General features: G+C 66.2%; 15 protein-coding genes and 3 pseudogenes. 13 read left to right on the forward strand and 5 right to left on the reverse strand.

What is annotated here, in order from left to right; translation table 11 throughout:
• Positions 1-100: 100 nt before the first annotated feature.
• Genes ACLJPY_RS39955 through ACLJPY_RS39970 form a run of 4 tightly spaced genes read left to right on the forward strand, consistent with a single transcriptional unit; the run spans position 101 to position 8241 of the window.
• Positions 101-1645, forward strand: a complete 1545-nt coding sequence (locus tag ACLJPY_RS39955) for a DUF2397 domain-containing protein (RefSeq protein WP_410596158.1) — start codon at positions 101-103, stop codon at positions 1643-1645.
• Entirely contained in the window at positions 1642-2793 is a 1152-nt protein-coding gene (locus ACLJPY_RS39960) for a TIGR02678 family protein (RefSeq protein ID WP_410596159.1), read from the forward strand. The genes ACLJPY_RS39955 and ACLJPY_RS39960 overlap by 4 nt, the downstream gene beginning before the upstream one ends.
• Positions 2790-7025, forward strand: coding sequence for a TIGR02680 family protein (locus ACLJPY_RS39965; protein WP_410596160.1), 4236 nt, complete (start codon positions 2790-2792; stop codon positions 7023-7025). The genes ACLJPY_RS39960 and ACLJPY_RS39965 overlap by 4 nt, the downstream gene beginning before the upstream one ends.
• Positions 7018-8241, forward strand: a complete 1224-nt coding sequence (locus ACLJPY_RS39970; protein WP_410596161.1) for a DUF2399 domain-containing protein — start codon at positions 7018-7020, stop codon at positions 8239-8241. The genes ACLJPY_RS39965 and ACLJPY_RS39970 overlap by 8 nt, the downstream gene beginning before the upstream one ends.
• Positions 8242-8551: 310 nt before the next feature.
• Here the strand turns inward: ACLJPY_RS39970 and ACLJPY_RS39975 are convergent, their stop codons facing one another.
• Positions 8552-8749 carry a hypothetical protein gene (locus ACLJPY_RS39975; protein ID WP_410596162.1) on the reverse strand — a complete coding sequence of 66 codons (198 nt, stop codon included), beginning with the start codon at positions 8747-8749 and terminating at the stop codon, positions 8552-8554.
• A gap of 466 nt (positions 8750-9215) precedes the next feature.
• Between ACLJPY_RS39975 and ACLJPY_RS39980 the strand changes: the two genes are divergently transcribed.
• From ACLJPY_RS39980 to ACLJPY_RS39990, 3 genes and pseudogenes are all read left to right on the forward strand, one after another.
• Complete coding sequence (locus ACLJPY_RS39980) at positions 9216-10688, forward strand: hypothetical protein (protein ID WP_410596163.1); 1473 nt, start codon at positions 9216-9218, stop codon at positions 10686-10688.
• 372 nt (positions 10689-11060) lie between these two features.
• Positions 11061-11633, forward strand: a pseudogene (locus ACLJPY_RS39985) (23S rRNA (adenine(2503)-C(2))-methyltransferase RlmN); the annotation flags it as partial.
• Positions 11634-11667: 34 nt separating this feature from the next.
• Positions 11668-11952, forward strand: coding sequence for a hypothetical protein (locus ACLJPY_RS39990; protein ID WP_410596298.1), 285 nt, complete (start codon positions 11668-11670; stop codon positions 11950-11952).
• Between the two features lie 91 nt (positions 11953-12043).
• Here the strand turns inward: ACLJPY_RS39990 and ACLJPY_RS39995 are convergent, their stop codons facing one another.
• Positions 12044-13156 (reverse strand): hypothetical protein, encoded by a 1113-nt coding sequence (locus ACLJPY_RS39995; protein WP_410596306.1) that lies wholly within the window; start codon positions 13154-13156, stop codon positions 12044-12046.
• Between the two features lie 226 nt (positions 13157-13382).
• Here ACLJPY_RS39995 and ACLJPY_RS40000 point away from each other — a divergent pair.
• Positions 13383-13578: pseudogene (locus tag ACLJPY_RS40000) on the forward strand (23S rRNA (adenine(2503)-C(2))-methyltransferase RlmN); the annotation flags it as partial.
• A 127-nt stretch (positions 13579-13705) separates the two neighbouring features.
• A complete protein-coding gene (locus ACLJPY_RS40005; protein WP_410596164.1) occupies positions 13706-14698 on the forward strand; it encodes a hypothetical protein in 993 nt (330 codons plus the stop codon).
• A 13-nt stretch (positions 14699-14711) separates the two neighbouring features.
• Here the strand turns inward: ACLJPY_RS40005 and ACLJPY_RS40010 are convergent, their stop codons facing one another.
• Positions 14712-15128 (reverse strand): hypothetical protein, encoded by a 417-nt coding sequence (locus tag ACLJPY_RS40010; RefSeq protein WP_410596165.1) that lies wholly within the window; start codon positions 15126-15128, stop codon positions 14712-14714.
• 1076 nt (positions 15129-16204) lie between these two features.
• Here ACLJPY_RS40010 and ACLJPY_RS40015 point away from each other — a divergent pair.
• The 3 genes and pseudogenes from ACLJPY_RS40015 to ACLJPY_RS40025 all read left to right on the forward strand — a co-directional run.
• Positions 16205-16777: pseudogene (locus tag ACLJPY_RS40015) on the forward strand (radical SAM protein); the annotation flags it as partial.
• A gap of 31 nt (positions 16778-16808) precedes the next feature.
• Positions 16809-17075 carry a hypothetical protein gene (locus tag ACLJPY_RS40020; protein WP_410596299.1) on the forward strand — a complete coding sequence of 89 codons (267 nt, stop codon included), beginning with the start codon at positions 16809-16811 and terminating at the stop codon, positions 17073-17075.
• 88 nt (positions 17076-17163) lie between these two features.
• Positions 17164-17472, forward strand: a complete 309-nt coding sequence (locus tag ACLJPY_RS40025) for a hypothetical protein (RefSeq protein ID WP_410596166.1) — start codon at positions 17164-17166, stop codon at positions 17470-17472.
• A 16-nt stretch (positions 17473-17488) separates the two neighbouring features.
• Here the strand turns inward: ACLJPY_RS40025 and ACLJPY_RS40030 are convergent, their stop codons facing one another.
• Entirely contained in the window at positions 17489-18568 is a 1080-nt protein-coding gene (locus ACLJPY_RS40030) for an MAB_1171c family putative transporter (RefSeq protein WP_410596167.1), read from the reverse strand.
• Positions 18565-19080, reverse strand: coding sequence for a hypothetical protein (locus tag ACLJPY_RS40035; protein ID WP_410596300.1), 516 nt, complete (start codon positions 19078-19080; stop codon positions 18565-18567). The genes ACLJPY_RS40030 and ACLJPY_RS40035 overlap by 4 nt, the downstream gene beginning before the upstream one ends.
• Before the next feature lie 146 nt (positions 19081-19226).
• On the opposite strand from ACLJPY_RS40035, the gene ACLJPY_RS40040 reads away from it, so the two are divergent.
• Positions 19227-20312 carry a serine hydrolase domain-containing protein gene (locus tag ACLJPY_RS40040; RefSeq protein ID WP_410596168.1) on the forward strand — a complete coding sequence of 362 codons (1086 nt, stop codon included), beginning with the start codon at positions 19227-19229 and terminating at the stop codon, positions 20310-20312.
• Position 20313: the final 1 nt, after the last annotated feature.

Here is a 20313-nt window from a genome sequence, read left to right on the forward strand (position 1 = left end):
GGCCTCCCCTGGAGCGCTGGGAGTCGGACGCAGCTCGTGATTCCACACTGCATGTGTAGAAAGCTGTCACTCACAGTCGCGATCTGCCTACCATGGTGGCGTGGCGGTGGATGAGGAGCTTCCTGAGTACAGCCAGAGCGACCTGTGGGCTGCGCATCTGCCGGGGCAGGACCTCGTGCCGGCGTACTTGGTTTCCCGGTTCGCAGCGCAGTACCGCGTCATCGTGGAGGTGCTGCTAGAGGCACAGGACAGCAGCTTGACCGGCGTGTCCTTCGACGACGTGGCCACCAGAACGCGCGCGTATCTGGGAGAGCGGTTGCCGGCCGAAGTTGCCGACGAGTTGATCGGCGGGGACGGGTTCGCCCTGGACGCGCGGCTGGAGCGGCTGGTCAAGTGGGGCGTGCTTACGCGGTGGCAGGATCCTGCCCGGACTGGTGAGGATTTCCTGCGGCGTCGCGATCGGTACCAGCTCACTCCGCCGGCCGCGCGGTTGCATGCGTTCTGGACTCAGGAGCAGGAAGCTGACGAGGACGCCGCCGCCGATCTGACACTGGCCCCGCGGGCGATCCGGGACCGTCTCGAGACCTTCGCGTCAGCTGTGCATGATCGTCGCTACCCCGCGGCGGCTGCGGAGTATCAGCAGGTCATCGTCCTGCATCAGGGGATGGCCGCGGCCGCGAGGACTTGGCAACGCAGCCTCGCCCACGCGTTGTCCGGTGGTCCTGATCCGGACAAGCAGATGGTGCTGTGGCGCACCCTGAAGTCCTACATCGGGCTCTGGGGTGAGCAGGTTGACGTCCATACCCCGAAGATCGCTGCAGTCCTCGATGAACTCGAGAACGTACTCACGGAGCCGGTGTGGCGTGGATGCGTGCGGGCGGCGCTGGCCGAGGACGTCACCGACGAGGTCGTTGAGACCCAGGCCGCTCGTTGGGCCCGGACATGGGGTGCGCTGGCGTCCTGGTTTTCCGGTTCCGATGGCCAGGCTCGTCGTCTGCGCCGGCAGCTGAGGGACTTGGTGGCGCCCTGGGCACGCAACATGCACATCCTGATGGATACCGGTGGCGTGGTCACCAGGCGTGCCGAGCTCCTGCGGCTCGCGCGGGCGATTGAGCGGGCAACGGATGATGAGACGGCTTGGCGGATGTGGGATACCGCGGTCGGCGTTTTCCCCGCCCGCCATCTGCTGCTTCCAGCCGACTCGGCCGATGACCACTTGAGCTCGTGGGCCGAGTCCCCACCCGCACCGGTGACCGCGCGTTATCGTGAACAAGGCGTCAAAGCGGCTGTCGGGCGACGCGCCCAGGCCGTGGACTACTCAGCAGGGCGCTCCGCGGCTCGCCGGGCCAGGGCGGAGGCGTTGGCCGCACGTGCGGAAGCCGAGGCGTCATTGCGTGCTCGCTCGGGCACCTGCTTGTCCGAGTGGACCTCGCTTTCCAGCCAGGAGCTTGATCTCGTGTTGGAGTTGTTCGCCGTAGCCAGACAGCGGGGGAGCGGTGGCAGTCGAACGGCAGTCACTGGTGACGGTCGCTGGCGGGTCACCCTGACACCTGAAGCCGGTCGGCCGGGCACGGCGTCGTTGCGCAGCCCGGATGGGGTAATGACCACGCTGAACTGGCGATTTGATCTGGAACCGGCGCGATGAGCCGGGACGCGGTCGAGCGGCAGCGCGCGTTCACCGGGCTACTGGCCCACCCGGTGCTGGACAGACGACGTCACCCCGAGCTTTTCGCGCTGGTACGTAACGTTCGTCATCGGCCGGTGCTGATCGAGTGGTTCTCTGCGAGGCTGGGCTACCGGTTGGTGGTCACGGAGTCCGCCGCTCGGCTGTTTCGGTTGCCGCTCGCCGGTGAGGTGCTGGCGCCCCGGAGATTAGCCGCGCCGTCGCGACGAGTGCTCGTGCTGGCGGTGCTCGCTGCAGCTGCTGCCGAGGACGCTGAAGACATCACCACCACGCAGGACCTGTCCGATCGGGTTCGCGCGCTTGCCGCTCATGACGAGGTCGGCCTGGCTCCCTACGATCCGGACCGGTTCGCCGAGCGGCAGTTGTTCGACAAGGCGGTCGGCCTGCTCATCGAGACGGGCGCCTTACGCGGTACCGGGCGGGACGCCGGTGAACAGCGGGAAGGCTGGACACATCGCCGCGACACGGTCGGCGGGGCCTACGAGGTCGAGCGTGAACTGCTGGTCAGGATGGTCGACCCCGCCGCGCTGGCCGCCACGCTCGGTGACAACGACGAGGCCGCCGCGGTCGAGGACTCTGCTGCGAGGTTCGGCCTGATGCGCCGGCTCATCGAACTTCCGGTCTGCCTGCTGGCCGACCTCGACGACGCCTGCCGGGCATACCTGTCGAGCCAGCGGCACCGGGTCCTCGCCTGGTGTGCGGAGATGACCGGCTGGGTGGTCGAGCAACGGGCGGAGGGCCTGGCATTGATCGCCGCTGAGGAGAGTGACACCGACCTTCCCTTTCCCCGGCTGCGCGCCGTGGACTTCGCCACCTTGATGGTTCTGAACGAGCTGCGGAAATACCGCCAGGAGGGCGGAGTAGTGAGCGAAGGCGATCTGGGTCGGGCGGTAACCGAGGTCCGCGCCCGTCACCCGCGGGCCATGACGAAGGAACTCGACACGGGGCTGGCCCTGCGAGACCGAGCCGTCGAACTTCTGCAGGCACTGGATCTCTTGCGTGGCGGAGCGGCCGGAGGGACCTGGTGGCTTTCCCCTGCGGCGGAGAGGTTTCGTGATCCCCGCGTGGTCTCCGTGACTGCTCGCCTCGATGAAACGGAAACCGAATGACGACGGAGGGTCTCGGGCACGAAGACCTGGGGCAGGCGTGGCTTGAAGCCGCCATTACCGGTGGCCTCCCAGAGCCGAGCCGGTCCCGCTGGCAGCCGATGCGGGTAGGGATCGTCAACCTCTGGGAGTACGACAACGCCGAGTTCTGGTTCGCCGATGGGCGCTTGGCGCTTCGCGGAGGAAACGGTGCGGGGAAGACCAAGGTCCTGGAGCTGACCACTCTGATGCTTATGCGTGGTGAGATTGTGGCGTCGGTGCTCGACCCGTTCGGTTCGCAGCATCGCTCCATGCGGTTCAACCTGCTCCCCACCGGGGAGGGCGACGACCCGCGCGAACCCGCGGACGCCGGCCTCGGCTACGCCTGGGTCGAGTTCGGGCGCCGGGAAGAGTCCGGGCAGGCAAGGTTCTTCGTCTGCGGTATGGGTGCCAGCGCGCGTCGAGGTTCCGGCACAGTGAGCCCGTCGACCTGGCATTTCGTCACTGCCCAGCGGCCCGGCAAGGACTTCACGCTGCTGGCCGGCGGCCGGGCGATCGAGCAGAAGGACCTGAAGAAGATCGACGGGGTGTCGGCGCCGCCGAGTGCCGCCGCCTACCGCCGCCGGTTGGCGGACGAGCTGTTCGGACTCTCGAGCGAGTCCTATGACAACGTCACGGAGCTGCTCAAACAGCTCCGCAAGCCGAAACTGGGTGAACGCCTCAACCCCGCCAGCCTGGCGGAGACCTTGCGAGAGGCACTGCCTCCGCTGGCCGGGCACGAGATCACGCAGCTTGCCGAGGGCTGGGAGCACCTCGAACAGCTTCGCCGCGCCGTCGAACAGACCGAGCAGGCGGCGACCGAGGTCGCCAGGTTCGTTCGCTCCGGATGGAAGCCCTGGGCCCGCATCGTCCTGCGCCGGCGCGCGGACGAGCTCGCCAGCGCGACTACGATCTTGGACAATACGACCCGGGCCAAGAACGAGGCGCAGAAGACGCTCCGCACCAAGCAGGACCAGGTGGCGACGGCGGAAGTCGACCACCGGAAGTCCACCCAGGAGCGGGAAAAGGGCAATGTCGAGCTGCGGGAACTGCTGGAGTCCCAGTCCTATCGGGACGCCAGCGCGGCTGCTTCTCGAGTGGAATCATTGCGTACGACAACACGTGATCTTCAGACGCAGTGTGCGGCCGCTCGAAAACGTCTCCTTCATGAAGAACACGAAGTCAAACGGACGAAAGCCTCCGTCGAGAAGGCTCGACGTGAGGTCGAGCGGGTCGGTTCGCAAGCGCTGGCGGCCGGTGAGGAGCTCACGAGGGCCGCTGGCGCGGCCGGGCTGGACGAATCAGTCCGGCGGCATCTGCCGGATCGGGACGTGGAAGCGTTGACCGCCGACCACGGGATCCGCCAGGAGAGGTTCGCGCACCTTCGTGACCTCCGAACGACGTTCGACAAGGCGGCGAACGAGGCCGAGCGGTCCGCGCAGGCCGTCGAGCAGGCCGATCGCGTATTCGCGACGGCGACGGAGGCCGAAGCAAAGGCGAGAGACAGGGTCGCCGCACAGGCCGACCTCCTGCAGCAGCGGATTCGGGACTGGGCCGAGGCTGCCACGGTCGCAAAGTGCGAGCCCGCCGCCGTGGAGTCGTGGTGTGACTCGGTCACGGAGCTGACGGTCCTCGACGAGGAAGTCGGTGTTGCCCGGCCGGGTTCGTCAGTCGTCGACGAACTACGCGAGCATGTCGACAGGGTCCGTGGCAGCCTCGTCAAGCAACGGGAAGAGCTCCGGCTTCGCCAAGCTCCCCTCATCGAGCGGCGGGCGATTGCCGAGGCACAGCTGATCGACGTGCAGGGGCGTGCTGAAACGGTGCTGGACGCTCCATCGCTGTGGCGCAGAAGGGACCGGCCAGAGCTCTCCGCCAGCCTCGGGGCTCCGCTCTGGCGCCTGGTCAACCCGGTGTCCGGCGTCGAAGACGAACGGCAGGCATTGGTCGAAGCCGCGTTGGGGGCGGCGGGAGTGCTCGATGCCTGGCTCACGCCGGACGGGAATCTGTCTACAGTAGAAGGCAAACTGATCGCCGACGTCCAGCCTGTCGCAGTCGTGGCCGAGCAGAGCCGGACCCTGCTGGAAGTGCTGGAACCGGATCCGGCGGGCGGGGTGGATGCCGCCGTCGTGCGCCGAGTGCTGCAAGGTATCGGGTGGTTCGACACCCGGCCAGACGAAGCGTCCGGGGACTGGTTGGCAGCAGACGGCAGCTGGCGGCTCGGTGGGCTGACCGGCCGAGCTGAGGCGGAGCACTCGGCGTCCTATCTGGGAACCGCGGCGCGCGAAGCGGCCAGGCAACGGGAGATCACCCGGCTCACTGACGAGCTTTCCAAGCTGGACGCGCAGCTGGCAGGGCTGGCCGACGCACTGGAGCGGGTGACCGAGGCGCTGCAGACCTTGGACACCGAGCGACGAGCGATCCCGGTGGACACTGAACGTGAACTGAACTCCTTCGTGACCATGCTGGCCGAGCGTGCTCGACACCGGCTTGCCTGCGCCCGCGAATCGAAGAAGCTGCAGGACAAGCACAACGAAGCCCTCACCCGCCGCGACGACGCATGGGCGGGGTTCGCCGACTACGCCGGCACACACCTGTTCGGTCTGAACGATATCGACAGTCAGGCGAAGGCCTTGGGGGAGTTCGCGAGACTGCTGAGCTCCCTGAGAGGTCTGTTCAATTTGCTGGACGCGCGGGAAGAAGCGCTGGACGCCGCCGAAGACGGGCTCAGCAGGCAGGAAGCCGATCGCGAGACCGCCGCGGACGAGGTCGCCGGATTGACCGGGAACCTGGAGGAGGCCGAAGTGCGCCTACGTACCGCGGAGTCGGCCTTGGGCGGTGACAGCCAGACGGTGCTTCGGCGCAAAGACGTACTCGACGAGGAGATCAAAGCGCTCGGTGCGAAGATCGAGCAGCTGTCCCAGTTGTTATCTGATGCGAAAGTCGCGGTCGCCCGAGCCGAAGAGGTCCTCAAGGGGCACGAAGAGCGACGCCATGACGCCGAGGAGAGCCGGGATGCCGCGATGGCGGCGCTGTGGGTGGCGGTGGACGCCCGGCTGACTGAGCCGCTGGACATCGTGCCGCCGGAGCGGCGCACCGTGCAGTCCGCCAGGGAATTGGCGACGACCGCGCGGCGGGTGCTCACCGTCCAGGCGGAGGCCACCGACGAGGATCGAGCATGGCGACGCTGCTTCCAACAGATGCAGGATCTGCGCAGCAAGCTGCTGCCCAACCGGGATGCCCGAGTCGCCGATGACGAGGACACCGACGGTATCCAGCGGGTTGCCGTCCTGGCCGAGCCCGCCGCCGGATGGCAGGCACCTGATCTGGCCGCGGACGCCCTGGCCCAGCGTGTCCAGGCCCAACGGGACGGCTACGACGCGGAACAGCAGCGCGTGCTCACCACCTTGCTCGGGTCGACTTTCATCGAGCATCTCAAGGAGCGGCTCGACTACACTGCGCACACGTTTGCCCGCATCAATGACCAGCTGGAGCGACACCCGACCCGCCACGGAAACGTGGTCAGGGTGCTCTGGGAGGCGGACCCGGCGGATCCGGACACGAGTGCGGTCGTCGCCGCGCTCGGCAGAGGGTTCGCGGAACTGTCGACCGCGCGGCAGGACATGATCAGAGGCTTCCTGGCCCGCAAGATCGACGAAGCGCGCAGCGAGGCCACCGCGGGCGGTGCCTCCGACTGGAAGGAGGAGCTCGCCCAAGCGCTCGACTACCGCGGCTGGTTACGGCTGTCCTTGCAGCGCCGGGCCGGCGCCGGGACTCCATGGTCGACGTTCGACGCGGCCAAGCACGGCGCTAAGTCCGGCGGGGAGAAGGTCGTGCTGCTTTCCCAGCCGCTTTTCGCGGCGGCGGTGGTCGCTTACGACGCGGCCGGTCCGCTCGCGCCGCGCTGGGTGTGGCTGGACGAAGCTATGACCGGGGTGGACGCGGCGATCAAGGCGTCGTTCATGGGGCTGACCGTGGATTTCGAGCTGGACGTGATGCTCACCGCCCACGACGAATGGTGCAAGTACTCGACCGTGCCCGCGGTCGCGGTCTACGACCTGTACCGCCACGAACACCTCCCCGGAGTCGACGCGATGCCGTATCTATGGTGCGGCGGCGAGCTCACCGCGGTCGATGTCGATCGACTCGGTGTTGTGTCGGATGAGCGAAAAGTGCCACCGGAGGGGCTCTTCGGCGACTTCGACGGTGACGATGCCTGAACTGCCGGCGGGTCTGGTGGCGTGGGCTCGCCGGGCAGGTCCGGCGATTGTCCTGGAGGCGGTCCGGCATCGTGCCAGGCGCGGTTTCGGGACTGAACGGGGAGCGCTTCGTCTGGCGTTGACCCCGGCGCAGCGCACCGAGGTGGCGCGGTTGCTGGGGACCCGGTGGGACGTCGGCGGCGGACCGGTGCGACTGCAGGATCTTGGCGCGACGCTCGCGGAGCACGGATTGACCGTGCGCGAGTTCGTCGAAGCCCTAGACGGCGAGCCGCTGGTTAACCAGCGCAAGTTACGCCAGGACAGGAAAGCCGCTGCCGTCGCGGACGTTGCCAGAGCCGCCGAGTTGATGACGGCATCCGGTGTGGATCCCGTCGTGGTGCAGACGTGGTTGGCCGATCCTGGTCTTCCGCGCGCTGAAGGCGGTGGCCTGCTCATCCTGGTTCAGCAGATCGTCCGAGTCATGCGCCGGCTGCCGCTCGAGCCTCGGCAGAGACTTGCCCAGCTGGCGGCCTCCGAGTTCTCGGACGCGCACGCGCTGGACTACCGGGAAGAGCTCGGTCGCGCCCTGTCCAGGTTGATCGCTCTGATCCACGGCCTGCCCCGGCCGATGCGTGCCGGGCGGGAGTGGCGGCGTGCCTGGGCAACCGTCGGTGTGTTGTGCGATGAAGTTTCGTCGCGCGTGCTGACGCTCAACCTTCCACTCTCAGGTGACGCGGCTGCCGTGCGCTGGACGACTGTTGCCGAGGGGGAGCCTTTATGGCTGTCGTTACGGTCGATCAACGGAGACTGGACGGCTCCAGCTGGCACGGTGGTTTTCGTCTGTGAGAATCCGACCGTGCTCGAGGCGGCCGCGGACGAATTCGGGTCGAGATGCCCGCCTCTATTGTGTACCGACGGCATTCCGTCGATTGCCGCGCTCGATCTGGTCTCCGGCTTGGCTGCCGCAGGGTGCGAGTTTGTCGTCCGTGCAGACATCGATGAGGCGGGGTTCGTCGTCGTGGATCAAGTCCGCGCTGCCGCGCCCGGCGCAAGGACGTGGCGTTTCGACTGCACGACTTACGCGCAGTACCTGGGGCTTGACGAGATCGGCGACTTGTCCGGCGGTGCGGATGCGGCTTTGCTTCGACTGCGGGATCTCCATGCTCAGCAACACGTTGCGTTACACGAGGAGGCTCTTCTCGATCAGCTTCTGGCTGACCTGGGGGCCGTCAGGTGATGCTTCGGCAAGTCCTCCTCGGCGATCCAGGTGCTGTCCCCGGGACGCTGCACCAAGACCTGACGTTCGTGCCCGCATCGCGTCGTCGAGTTGGCCTTCTGACGTAACTCTGCTGTGGCCCCGGGGGATCAGCTGGCGGCGTCGAGCTGCCGCTGCCGACACCGCAGCCGGGCTGAAAAGAAGCTATGGAGGCGTGCGTCGAGCTAGCCAGCAAAGTTCCTTTCCCGAGCTTGGCGCCAGAGACGTTGGCTGTGGATCATGACACGGCGTGGGCGATCCATTTGGTGTTGCTGTGGTGATGGTAGTGCGGCTACAGGAGCCGGAGCGCGTTCATGATGACCAGTACGAGTGTGACGGTGCCGGCGAAGGAGATGCCTCCGCTAGAGATGGCGACGACGGTGTTGCCGCCGTTGAGTGCCGCGAGGATGCCGGCGATGAGTGCGACGATGACGCCAAGCAGAACAGCGATGATAACCAGTAGCACCCGCTGAGGTGCCGGTTTGTCCATGACGGGGTGCTCCCTTGGCTGCGGTGGCCGTGACGATCGACGCGTGAACCTATCATGCTGGACTATTCGAGACTTATGCGAGACTTGCAAGATCTGAGAGGAGATGAAGATGGGCCGGCGGGCGACCCCGATCAGCGCAGCGCTAGGACCCTTGGCTGAGTTCGCGCGTGATCTGCGGCAACTCCGGGGGAATAAGGGCGTGGCCGCGTCCACGATCAACGAGATTTGCGCAGCCGAGCAGCTACCGAGATCGACGCTGTACGCGGCGTTGAAGGGTGATCGGTTGCCTGGCCCAGAGGTGGTCAGCGCGTTGGTCCGGGCGTGGGGCGGTGATGAAGCCGAGTGGCTTTCGCGGCGGTCTGCGCTGCAAGACGCGATCGCCGGCAGTAGCAGTACTCGACCGTCGCAAGCGCTGCGGGATGGGAGCACGTGGCGGTCGGTCGCGAGCACCCGAACAGTGCTTGTCGTGGTCGGCACGATCGACTCGCTTTCCCGGGCGCTCGACGTGTTCGCCCTGCTCGGGACCGATGTCCGAGTGCAGGTGATGTTTACGATCGAGGGCGGCTCGGCGTTCGAACGTGGACTGTCCGACACACTGGATGATCTCGGGGTCGTCTTCGTTGCCTGGCATGAGGCGGCGACGATGACGTTCGACGCTGTCATCGCTGCCGAGGACAGCGTCGGGCTGGAGCAGTTGCATGGTCCAGTTGTGTTGCTGCCGCCACGGCAGCATGAAACCCGACTCCTTCCCTGGCGGTTCCGCGGCGCAAGATTCTTCTCGGCCGGGTTGTGGACAGCCCAGCGCCCGATGGGTTCCCGCGAGTTGATCACGGCAGTGGACGAGGAGTCCCGGAGGGTAGTCGACGCTGACTATCTGCTGGTCGCTGGCGATCCGTCGTTCGACCGCCTGGTGATCAGCGTGCCGCACCGCAGGCGCTACCGGCAGGCGCTGCGTGTAGGTGGAGAGCAGCGCCTGGTGGTTGTTGCCTCGTCGTGGGGGCAGGACTCGTTGTTCGGCGTACACCCGGATCTGCCCCGACGGCTGCTAGAGCAGTTGCCGGTGGACGAGTTTCGTGTCGCTTTGGTGTTGCATCCCCATGTATGGTCCGCGCACGGTCGTTGGCAGATCCTGGCGTGGTTGCGCGACGCCCTGGATCTCGGGTTACTGCTGATAGAACCGGGTACCGAGGATGCTGCGATCGTCGCCGCGGACGTCGTGATCGGTGATCGTGGCACGCTCACCCGCTACGCCGCCGATTTGGGGAGCCCCGCGCTGGCCGCAGTTAGCACTCACTCAACCGATCCGATGAGAGCGTTCGTCGTCAGACACGACTTGCGCCAGCAAATTCAGGCTGCTCTGGCGAGTGCGGTCGCGGTGGACGTGACGGATCGTCAAGCGACTGCAATGCGGAACGCTGCGGCGACGCGTGAGGGCATCTATTACGTTCTCCGAATACCCGATGCGGTGGACCCGCCAGAACCACTCCCACTCGTCAAGCCCAAGGTGATCACAGGAAAGGAAGACCAAGTCGCGGTGACTGAGGCCCACATCACCGATGTGACCAGACCAAAACGGCCGATGGTGTGTGCAGGGCGACGGCCGACAATTAGCCAGGTCGGTGATTGGGTGCTGCTTTCCCCGATCACCAATCAGGCCAAGGTGCTGTATTGGGCATTGCAGGCGCATGTCACCGGTACTATTCCCGAAGCACAAGCGTGGCTGACGCAGGAATCGGTCGCGAGACTGCTCGATGTGCCCGAGAACCAGGTTCCGGCGTACGTGCGGGAATTGGAAGCGATCGACGCGATCAGCGTCGCCCGCGATGCCGGCGAAACAAATAGTGGATGGAATTACACGGTCCATCTAACGCCGCCGGAGGGCTACGAGCCTGCGACGTCGGTGACTGCGTTTCACTCTGATCGCATCGGCCAGGACTGAAGTCACCGGTGGTGACGAGGTGGGTAACGCATGGTTCGCCGACATCGCATAGGCGCCGGATCCCGGAGGGCCTTAAAAACGCGGGCGGGCTGCCGCTAAGAAGTCTCTGATGAGGAGAAGTGGCGGCGGGCCGCGCAGCGGCGTCGCACTGAAGCGCTGCACGCTGAACAGGACGCGATACTAAGGATCGGCCCGAGCATCCGTGAGCAGACTGCCGCGCTGCCAAGTCTGACCCGGCTCCGCTCCGGCGGGGGCCGGGGCCGGAAGCTCCGCCTACCAGCGTCCCACTGACGGTCATGCGCGGGCGGACGGTCGGCAAAGGCACGCCGCAATCTGATTCGTCATCGGTGCTGGTAGATGTGTTGTAAGAGGTTAGGGATTGGCGATCCACTCGCGAATTTTTGTCGCGTTATATCGGCGATATATCGGTTAGTTGATCCGGCTCCTGCTGGGCTTGGCATCTCTCAGCGGTCGGTGACGGTGTCGACGGTGGGGTTGGCGCCAGCGATCCGGAAGCTGGCCGACGAGAAATTGCAGGTTCGCCTCGCGGTCTCTCTGCATACGCCGGATGACGAGCTGCGCGACACGCTGGTGCCCGTGAACAACCGGTGGTCGATCGACGAGGTCCTCTCCGCGGCCCGGTACTACGCCGACACCTCCGGCCGCCGGGTCTCGATCGAGCACGCCCTCATCCGGGACATCAACGATCAACCGTGGCGAGCGGAGCTGCTCGCGAAGCGGCTGCGCAAGCACTTGGGCCAGCTTGTCCACGTTAACGTCATTCCGTTGAACCCGACGCCGGGTTCGAAGTGGGATGCGTCGCCGAAGCCGGTGGAGCGGGAGTTCGTGCGCTTGATGAACGCCGGCGGGGTCGCGTGCACGGTGCGGGACACCCGGGGCCAGGACATTGCCGCGGCGTGTGGTCAGCTGGCGGCTGAAGGCTGAGTTTGTTGGTTTCGATGGTGGAGTGTTTGTCGTGATGTATGCGCCCAGCCTGTTGGATCCGGCTGCGGAGGAGCTTCGGCTCGCGGACGTGGTCGGTCGCGGCGCGACCGAGGTTGCTCGCGAGGCGCGGAACCTGTTGGGTGAGCGGTTCAGCTCGGTGACGTTCATGTACGTGCTGATGCGAGCGTTCGAGGTCGATTACACCGCCGCGCGGGACGCGTCGCGGTGGCATGAGTTCCACAGTGGGACGCGAGCCCTGTCGGATGCCGACCTGGAGACGCTGCTCGCTCCGTGGCTTGATCGCCGATTGGGTGCCTGAGGTGTGCGCCCGAGATCTCGTTGGCTTGAACCCTGAACGGTGAAAAGCTGACCGAGCAGGTCTAGGTAGCACGCAGTCAAGTCGGAGCACGTCACTTCACGCGTTTTCTTGTTAGCTTCTCGATCTTCTTGCATGCCGCACTGAACGCCATTGGGGCAATTGCGGAAAGCAGTCCTGCAAGGATGCCGATCAAGTATAGCTGGCGTTGGCCGGATTCTTCTAGTTCGACATTGACTATCGAACCGCGTGGGTGAATTATCGAGCTGTCGGTCTCGATCCATGACAGTTTTCCGGACTCGTACAAGTCCGGAGCAATCGAGTCGATCTTCTCGTTTGGGTCAAGGTCACGATAGTCGATGACAAGATCCAGCTTTGAAGGCGCGAAAACTTTCTCGCTGATCCCAACTTCATATGGAATGTTGCGAATTGATTCGGGTACCTTTTTGGTGCCGAACTGGGGGAGCGAGAAGTTTGTCCGTTTGCCTGCAGATGTTCTCATCGACTGGTCTGTGTAAATAGTAACTTGCGCCCAGGTGTGGTCTTGCTGTGCGGGCAGCATATCGCCTGCGACTACGATCTGGTCAAGATTGGGAACGTTTCCACCCAGTCCGTCGCTGGTCCCCTTGTTCATTACGCATGAATACGATTGTTCTGGAATTACGTAGAGGTTGCGCCAGCAGCCGTGGGCATCCTTCTTGTCCCAGAGTGGCAGTTCTGGTTGCGTAGCCAGACTTCCGGTAAGAACGACTCGAAATCCTAAATCGTGACCGACATCCTTGCCTGTCGCATTGATGTAGATGTCAAGCTGCTGGCCGCTCCATTTGCTATCGGTCACCTTCGCTTGCATGATGGCGTCAACACCTTGCTGCGAGAAGTAGAGGCGTGCGCCACCTGCGTCCGCTGCTCGTGGTGGGAAATCTGAAATTTTTGAGTACTGTCCGTAGAAGGCAATCAATGCCCAAATTGACCCTGCGATGAAAATTACATACGTTGCCAGCAGAATTAATTCGAGTGCAGAGGATCTAGATTTTCGAGGCGAGTCGAACGATCGGGCGCCAGGGTTAAGGGTTCGCCTCTGGCGTGATTTTCGTGTAGATGGTTGGGTGGCTCGGAATGTTCTATTTGCTAATGCACATTTGAAGATCGATGTCAGAAAGGTGAAGATTGCTATCAGGGTTAGCAAAGTCTTGGTGTGTTTGCGCACTGCGTTCGCCTCCTATTCACTGTCCCGGGCTGCCGAAGAGTACTCTGGGCGTGAGAACTTCGTCGTTTGGGAGGGGCGGCGAGTCGCAGGGGTCGCCACGATTACTTCAAAGGTTACAAGTCCCCTGCTTAGGAAAGGCTGGCGGCGAGTCTGCGGGATCGACTCGGCGTGGAGTAGGCAGCCCGCCGCGTCGCTCGAGGCGCAGCGGTGGCGAGCCGATCGTCAGTTTCGTCTCGTTACAGCGGCGATATGTCGAGTTGCTGAACCGGTTCCTGCCGGCCTCGGCTATCTCTCAGCGTTCGGTGACCGTGTCGACGGTAGGTTTGGCGCCGGCGATTCGGAAGCTGGTCGACGAGCAGATGCGCGTTCGCCTCGCGGTCTTCCCGCACACACCGGACGACAAGCTGCGCGACACCCTGGTGTCACAACGGTCGGCTCGCATGATCGGCGTCGTAACGCCACCGAAGTTGGGTGCGACCAACTACCGAGGAGGTGGGCGGCTTGACCGCAACGGCGAGGACTGACGATAGCGTGCACACGTTGAGTGAGGTGGCGTACTACCACGAGCCGTACTGGTTACCTGATAGGGGCGATTGGTTCAAGAGCCTGCTGTTGTTCTTCGACGGCCTTGCCCTGCTTGTGCCGGAGTACATGCGCGAACGGCCGCTGCTGACCGATCCGGCCTTGGCGCAGCCGCTCGCCGAGCAAGGGTTGTTACACCTGCTGAGCCCTGAAGTACTAGTTGATCAGTCAACTGCTGAGGCGCTGACCGACCTTCTCGATAAGATCATCAGCAGTGGAGTATTCGATGATCTCGACAGGGAAACCGCGTTTGCGGAACTGTCACATTCTCGGCTCGGCGGAACTGCCGATGCCGGGCTGACTGAGATAGTCCTGGAGCAGCTTCGGGAGCGCGGACTTGCCCGGCACACTGAAGATGGCGTGTCGATCCCGCTGCATCCCGTGGTTCGGGCTTTCGTGCTCGTGGTGTTGCCGCAGCTTTTGCGCGCACCGGCTGAGGCGTCTGGCTACGCTCTTCAGCCTGTCAGTGCCAACAGCCGATCACTGCGGGCGTTGCTTGACACGTTGGATCTGGAGGTCTTGCCGACTGCCGGCCACATCGTCGCGTTCGACCTGGAGCAGGTCACGTTTGATCTGTCGTCGGTACCTCTTGACGAAGTTCTAGACTTCCGGCGGCAGCATGGAGCGCAGCACCGCGCCTACGCCCGGAATCCTCGCCAGTTCGTCCGGGAACTGGCGTCACTCGACATCGCAGAGCACGAACGGGCGTTCGCTGATCGACGCGAGGCGTTGGCCGACGTGGCCGACGAGCTCCGACGGCTTGCCCGGAAGTCTTGGCGGCGCCCATTGGCCAGCTTCGGCATCGCCATCGCCGGCAGTGCCGTCACACATGCGACGGGGAATCCCGTAGGAGCGGCTCTGGGGGCAGCTGGTGCCCTCCTTGGACTTCGCCGTCAAGCCGACCCCTCCAGCGCCTACAGCTATCTGTTCCAGGCGCAAAACCGCCTGAGCCGGAGCTGATCACCTGTGTTGCTCAGTTTCGCGGCGTGCGCTCCGTAACAAGGTCAAAGGTTCGGTAACGGAGGGTGTGCGGGTGAGGTGGATGCGCCGGCTTGGCTCGGTGGCTGTCGTACTGGTCGGACTCGGGAGCATAGCGTCTTACGTCTTCGCGTCGGGGGTCGTGAACGCGCAACCATCCACGGCGCCGTTCGAGGGATGGGTTGCCGTCCTCCAGCACTCCGACCAACCAATCCCTGAACAGCTGGAGCTGCGCGTCGTCGCCATGGAGCCAGGCGCTCCAGGGGAGCACCCGTATCTCCGGTATTCCCTTCTTGCGTGTGGTAGCCGTGCCTTCGACGGAGTGCTCCTCATCGGTGGGCAAGCTCGCCTCAGCGAGGTCGACATCCTCGGCCCGACGCTCTCTGACCGCCCTCTTGTCAGCGAACTTCATGACGCCAAGCTCGTGCAAGGCGACGTCTCGTGGGCCCTCGGGCACACGCAAGTTCTTCATGTCAAGATCGGCGCCTTCGGTCCCTGTGTCTCGCAAGCTGGAGAAGGCTTCGCGGGCACGGGCTACACCCTCACTGGCCAAGCTCAAGCCGCTATTCAGCACCCCGCGCTGTTTCTCGGCAACGACACCCCGCGGCAGAGCCTAGTTTGGCCATTGGTTGGGGGCTTTCCTGGCGTTCCCACGACGAACCTCGGCAGCTTCCTAGGTGGCCAGGAGCTGCCTGGAGATTGGATCGTTCCGCCGACGCTCCACAAGCAAGTCGGTGCCGGCAGCGTAGCTGCGCGGACAACGGTCGAGGCAGTTGTGCCGCCGCTTCAGGACTCCAGCCTGGTGACCTGGAGCAGTGGCCATGCGATTCAGCCCTCTATGCGAGTGATGAACGTCGATCAGATGGCTTCTGCCCAGCAGACGCTCACGAACTCGGGCATCGGATTGGGTATCGGTGGCTCCCTCTTGGCCAGTCTACTTTTCGAGTGGACAAGATCACGACAAACCGAAGTACCGCGACCGCGACCGCCTCAACAGGCAGCTCAGCGTCTTAGAACTGGCCCGCGGCCATCGCGCCGTTGGCGATGGGCTCACGTGGCAACGATCGCGGGGCTCCTCGTTCTGTTCCGCCTGCTGCGGCGTTCGCGTCTCCGCTAGAGCGACGGTCGCGGTGGGCGCGGCCTTGTCGTGGAACGGGGGCCGCCCGCTTGGGGTTACGACGCGGTTGGGTTGCGTCAGCGGCGGAACCGCCGTGGCGGACTAGTAGTTCCGTCAGGTAGAGGAAGCACGTCGGTGAGATGGAGGGCCGACGATGGCGGGGTGCTCGGTGTGTCGAACGAGGCCGTTCCGGAACCCGTCGCATGAGGTGACCTTGCGGAACGATCGGTTCCCAGGTGACGCAAGATGGACGCTGTGCACGATGGCGACGAACAGTCTATGGCTGCCGTATAACCGAAGGTAGCCGTGACGAAGCTCACGCTTGGCTCGTTGAACTGCGGTAACTAGGCCACAGCTCACGTTGTAAAACGGTAGGGATGGGCGAGCCGCTGGCGAACTACAAGCGCGTGGTGGCGGCGGTGCGGCGGATCACCGACCCTGCGCCGGGTGGCCTGGGAATCGGCCAGCGGTCGGTGACGGTGTCGACGGTGGGCCTGGCGCCGGCGATCCGGAAGCTGGCGGACGAGAAGATGCAGGTGCGGCTGGCGGTTTCGCTGCACACGCCGGACGACGAGCTGCGGGACACGCTGGTGCCGGTGAACAACCGGTGGTCGGTGGACGAGGTGCTGTCGGCGGCGCGGTACTACGCGGACACGTCGGGGCGGCGGGTGTCGATCGAGTACGCGTTGATCCGGGACATCAACGACCAGCCGTGGCGGGCGGAGCTGCTGGCCAAGCGGCTGCGGAAGCACCTGGGTCAGCTGGTGCACGTGAACGTGATCCCGCTGAACCCGACGCCGGGTTCGAAGTGGGACGCGTCGCCGAAGCCGGTCGAGCGGGAGTTCGTGCGGCTGGTCAACGCGGGCGGAGTAGCGTGCGCGGTGCGTGACACGCGCGGCCAGGAGATCGCCGCGGCGTGCGGCCAGCTGGCCGCCGAAGGCTGAGTTTCGTTTCTGTGATGGAGAGTTTGTCGTGATGTATGCCCCCAGCCTGCTCGACCCGGCTGCGGAATCGTTGAAGCTGGCGGACTTCCGCGGCGCCACGGACGTCGCCCGCGGCGCCCGGTCGCTGCTGGGCGAGCGGTTCAGCTCGGTGACGTTCATGTACGTGCTGATGCGGGCGTTCGAGGTGGAGTACAACGCGGCGTGTGACGCGGCGCGCTGGCACGAGTTCCACGGCGGCCCGCGGGCGCTGTCGGACGCCGATCTCGAGAAGCTGCTCGCCCCCTGGCTCGACCGCTGACCGCCGGCCGGCGCAGCCGGCCGGGGCGTACGAATGGTGGCAGACAGTGCCCGGCCGCGGTGTTAGAACGGTAGGCATGCCGCATCGGATGTCTCGGTACGCCGCCATCGTCGTCGGGGTCGTCGCGCTGACCGGAGCCGGGGTTGCGCCCGCCTACGCCGTCAGCGGGCCGATCCAGAGCTTCACCTACAGCGGGACCGCGTTGACCGCCATCAACGAGTACTCCTACTTCCCGCTCGGGCCCATCATCCCGCTGCCCGTGTCGATCTCGCGCGTGACCGGCGGCGCCGCCCAGGTCGTGGCCAGCGGCAAGGGTGTCGTGCAGTACCAGTGCAACGGGACCGCCCTCACCACCTACACCGCCAACAACAGCACCCTCAGCGCGCCCTGCGGCTGACCGGCCGGCCGCTGCGTCAGCCCGTGAGCGACTCCGACAGCGTGACCAGCTCGCGGGCGTCGTCGTCCAGGCTGCCGCCGTCCGGGACGGCTATCGGCATCGGCTCCTCCGGGACCTGCTCGCGCCGGGCGTGCGCGCGCAGCGCCGCTGTCAGCCGGTCCGGGAGCGGGTCCTCCGAGCGCGCCACGTACGGGCTCAGCCGCACCAGTCCGTCGCGGCATTCGATGACCCGGCGGTAGTAGCGGCGGTGGACGCCGAGCACGCTCAGCGCGTCCCAGCGGCCCAGCGGGGTGCGGCTCAGCGCGTCCTCCGGGAACGCCTCGTGCAGCTTTGTCCACAGTGGACGGAGGCGGTGGTACGTCCGCAGGTGCTGCCACCACACCCGGGCCGCCGCGAGGCGGGTGGCGACGCCCGGGTAGGACAGGCCGACCACGAGCAGGATCGCGCTCGGGAACACCAGCCAGACCGTCGCCTGGACCAGCAGCCGGGGGATCGCCGCGCCCGCCCAGTGCACCAGCACCACCGCGATCAGGGTGGCTCCGCCCAGTGCGCCGATCGCGAACCCCACCGACGCCACGGTCAGCCCCCGGGCCAGCCGTGGGGCCGCGCCGCGGGCGTAGCGCCGCGCGAAGAAGCACGCGCTCGCGATGCCGTACGTCAGGTACAGGTCGGCCGCGAGGTAGAACACCGAGACCGCGCTGCGGGGGTACTGCGCCGGCGGGACGTCCGGCACCAGCACCGTGACGGTCGCCATCACCAGGATCGCCGTGCCCAGGGGAGCCGCCTCCACCAGCGCGCGCCGCCGCGCCCGGGCGGGCGGGAGGGCCGAAAACAGGAAGAAGCACGCGAGGGAGAACACCAGCCCGCAGAGGAAGACGTGCTGGAACAGCAGCGGCACGATCCGCCCGGGGTCCGGCTGGTTGACGTCGCCGGCCAGCAGCCCCAGCGGGTACGCGGCCGCGAAGCACGCCAGGCAGGCGGTGACCATCCAGCGGGCCACGTCACGCGGTGCGCGCGTCAGCTGGTAGCTCTTCCACAGCAGTGCCGGGAACAGGATGACGGCCTGGACCACGAGGAGCGTGAGCTTGCTGCTCACAGCCAGCCCAGCCGTTCGTCGAGCGCGGCGTCCAGCCGCCGCGCGGCGCCTTCGCCCGACGACGGCGGGGCGACCCGGTCGAGGACCGACGCCCACTCCAGGATGATCGTCGCCACCGTCTCGGCCTCCCGCTCGTGGTCGGTGTCGTAGGAGGTGCGCAGCAGGGCCCGCCGGACCGCTTCGGGCTCCAGACCGGGCGCCAGCCGCCCGGCCAGGTCGTGGTTCTCCGCGGTGGCGCCGTGGCCGGCCAGCATGTGGCCCAGTTCGTGCAGGATGATGTGGCGCTGGTGGGCCTTGCTCGTGTCCTGCTGGTAGACGATGTAGTCGGCCTGATCGGTGGCGATCCAGGCACCGAACGGTCCCGGCACCGGGATCCGGTGCGGGATCAGCCGGATCGGGCGGCCGCGCTGGTCGCCGACGCTGCGGCACAGTTCGAGGACGTCGAGCGGCGGCCGGATGCCCAGTTCCTTCAGCAGCCGCCTGCAGCGGCGCCGCAACTCGCGTTCCTTCACCAGCCGCCTTGCCATCGCCGTCGGAGCACACGGACGGTAGCCCGCCACGCCCTTACGGTAGACGACGGCACCCCAGTCGATCATCGCCCGCCCCGGGGACGGAATTCGGTGGCGGCACCGGCGCGAACGCGGTTCACTCGGCTCCCATGGGGCAGGTGCACGGAACGTGCGACGAACGGTTCCGGGACGTCCGCGACGCGCTCGCGGCGTCACTGGCCAAGGACGACGTCGGCGCCTCGGTCGCGGTCTTCCTGCACGGCGAGCCCGTGGCCGACCTGTGGGGCGGGTACGCCGACGCGGGCCGGACCGTGCCGTGGCGGGAAAACACGATCACCAACGTCTGGTCCACCACCAAGACGATGCTGGCCCTGTGCGCCCTGATCCTCGCCGATCGGGGAGAACTCGACCTCGATGCGCCGCTCGTGGCGTACTGGCCGGAGTTCGGCGCCGCGGACGTGCGGGTGCGGCACGTGCTCTCGCACACCGCCGGGCTGCCCGTCTGGGACACGCCCATCACCCTCGGCGACCTCTGTGACGCACCGAAGGTCACCGCGCTCCTGGCCGCCCAGACGCCGCGGTGGCCGCCCGGCGAAGTCGGCTGCTACCACGCCGTCACGCAGGGATTCCTGCTCGGCGAAGTGGTCCGGCGGATCACCGGTCGCACGATCGGCGCGTTCTTCGCCGCGGAGGTCGCCGGCCCGCTGGGTGCCGACTTCCACATCGGGCTGCCCGACGACGAGCACCACCGCGTCGCGCCGTCCCTCGCCCCGCCCGGCGGGCTGACCCCGCCGCCGCCCACCGAACTCCTCGACGTCGCCCCGAATCCGGAGCTCGTGCCCGCGGACACGAACACCCCGGCGTGGCGCCGGGCGGAGATCCCGTCGGGCGCCGGCCACGGCAACGCCCGGTCGGTCGCGGCCGTCCAGTCCGTCCTGTCGGCCGGCGGCATCGTCCGCGGCGTGCGGCTGCTCTCGCGCGCCGGGTGCGAGCGGGCGCTGGAGGAGCAGTACCACGGCCTCGACCACGCGCTGGGCGTGCGGATGCGCTACGGCATGGGCTACGGCGTCAGCGGCCGCACCTGCTTCTGGGGCGGTATGGGCGGCTCGCTGGTGTTCAACGACCTCGACGCCGGCCTCACCGTCGCCTACGCGATGAACCAGATGCTCGACGCCATCACCGGCGACGGGCGGGGCATGGAAATGGTGACCGCGGCCTACGGCGGCCTGGGGTAGC

This window comes from Amycolatopsis sp. lyj-23 (assembly GCF_046549135.1).
Taxonomy (GTDB): domain Bacteria; phylum Actinomycetota; class Actinomycetes; order Mycobacteriales; family Pseudonocardiaceae; genus Amycolatopsis.

Bases quoted from the DNA above. Each gene is read 5' to 3' on its own strand.
- ACLJPY_RS39990 (WP_410596298.1), top strand. From the start codon at position 11,668: ATGTATGCGCCCAGCCTGTTGGATCCGGCTGCGGAGGAGCTTCGGCTC.
- ACLJPY_RS40025 (WP_410596166.1), top strand. From the start codon at position 17,164: ATGTCTCGGTACGCCGCCATCGTCGTCGGGGTCGTCGCGCTGACCGGA.
- ACLJPY_RS40040 (WP_410596168.1), top strand. From the start codon at position 19,227: ATGGGGCAGGTGCACGGAACGTGCGACGAACGGTTCCGGGACGTCCGC.
- ACLJPY_RS39970 (WP_410596161.1), top strand. From the start codon at position 7,018: ATGCCTGAACTGCCGGCGGGTCTGGTGGCGTGGGCTCGCCGGGCAGGT.
- ACLJPY_RS39960 (WP_410596159.1), top strand. From the start codon at position 1,642: ATGAGCCGGGACGCGGTCGAGCGGCAGCGCGCGTTCACCGGGCTACTG.
- ACLJPY_RS40010 (WP_410596165.1), bottom strand. From the start codon at position 15,128: ATGAAGTTCGCTGACAAGAGGGCGGTCAGAGAGCGTCGGGCCGAGGAT.
- ACLJPY_RS40020 (WP_410596299.1), top strand. From the start codon at position 16,809: ATGTATGCCCCCAGCCTGCTCGACCCGGCTGCGGAATCGTTGAAGCTG.
- ACLJPY_RS39975 (WP_410596162.1), bottom strand. From the start codon at position 8,749: ATGGACAAACCGGCACCTCAGCGGGTGCTACTGGTTATCATCGCTGTT.
- ACLJPY_RS39965 (WP_410596160.1), top strand. From the start codon at position 2,790: ATGACGACGGAGGGTCTCGGGCACGAAGACCTGGGGCAGGCGTGGCTT.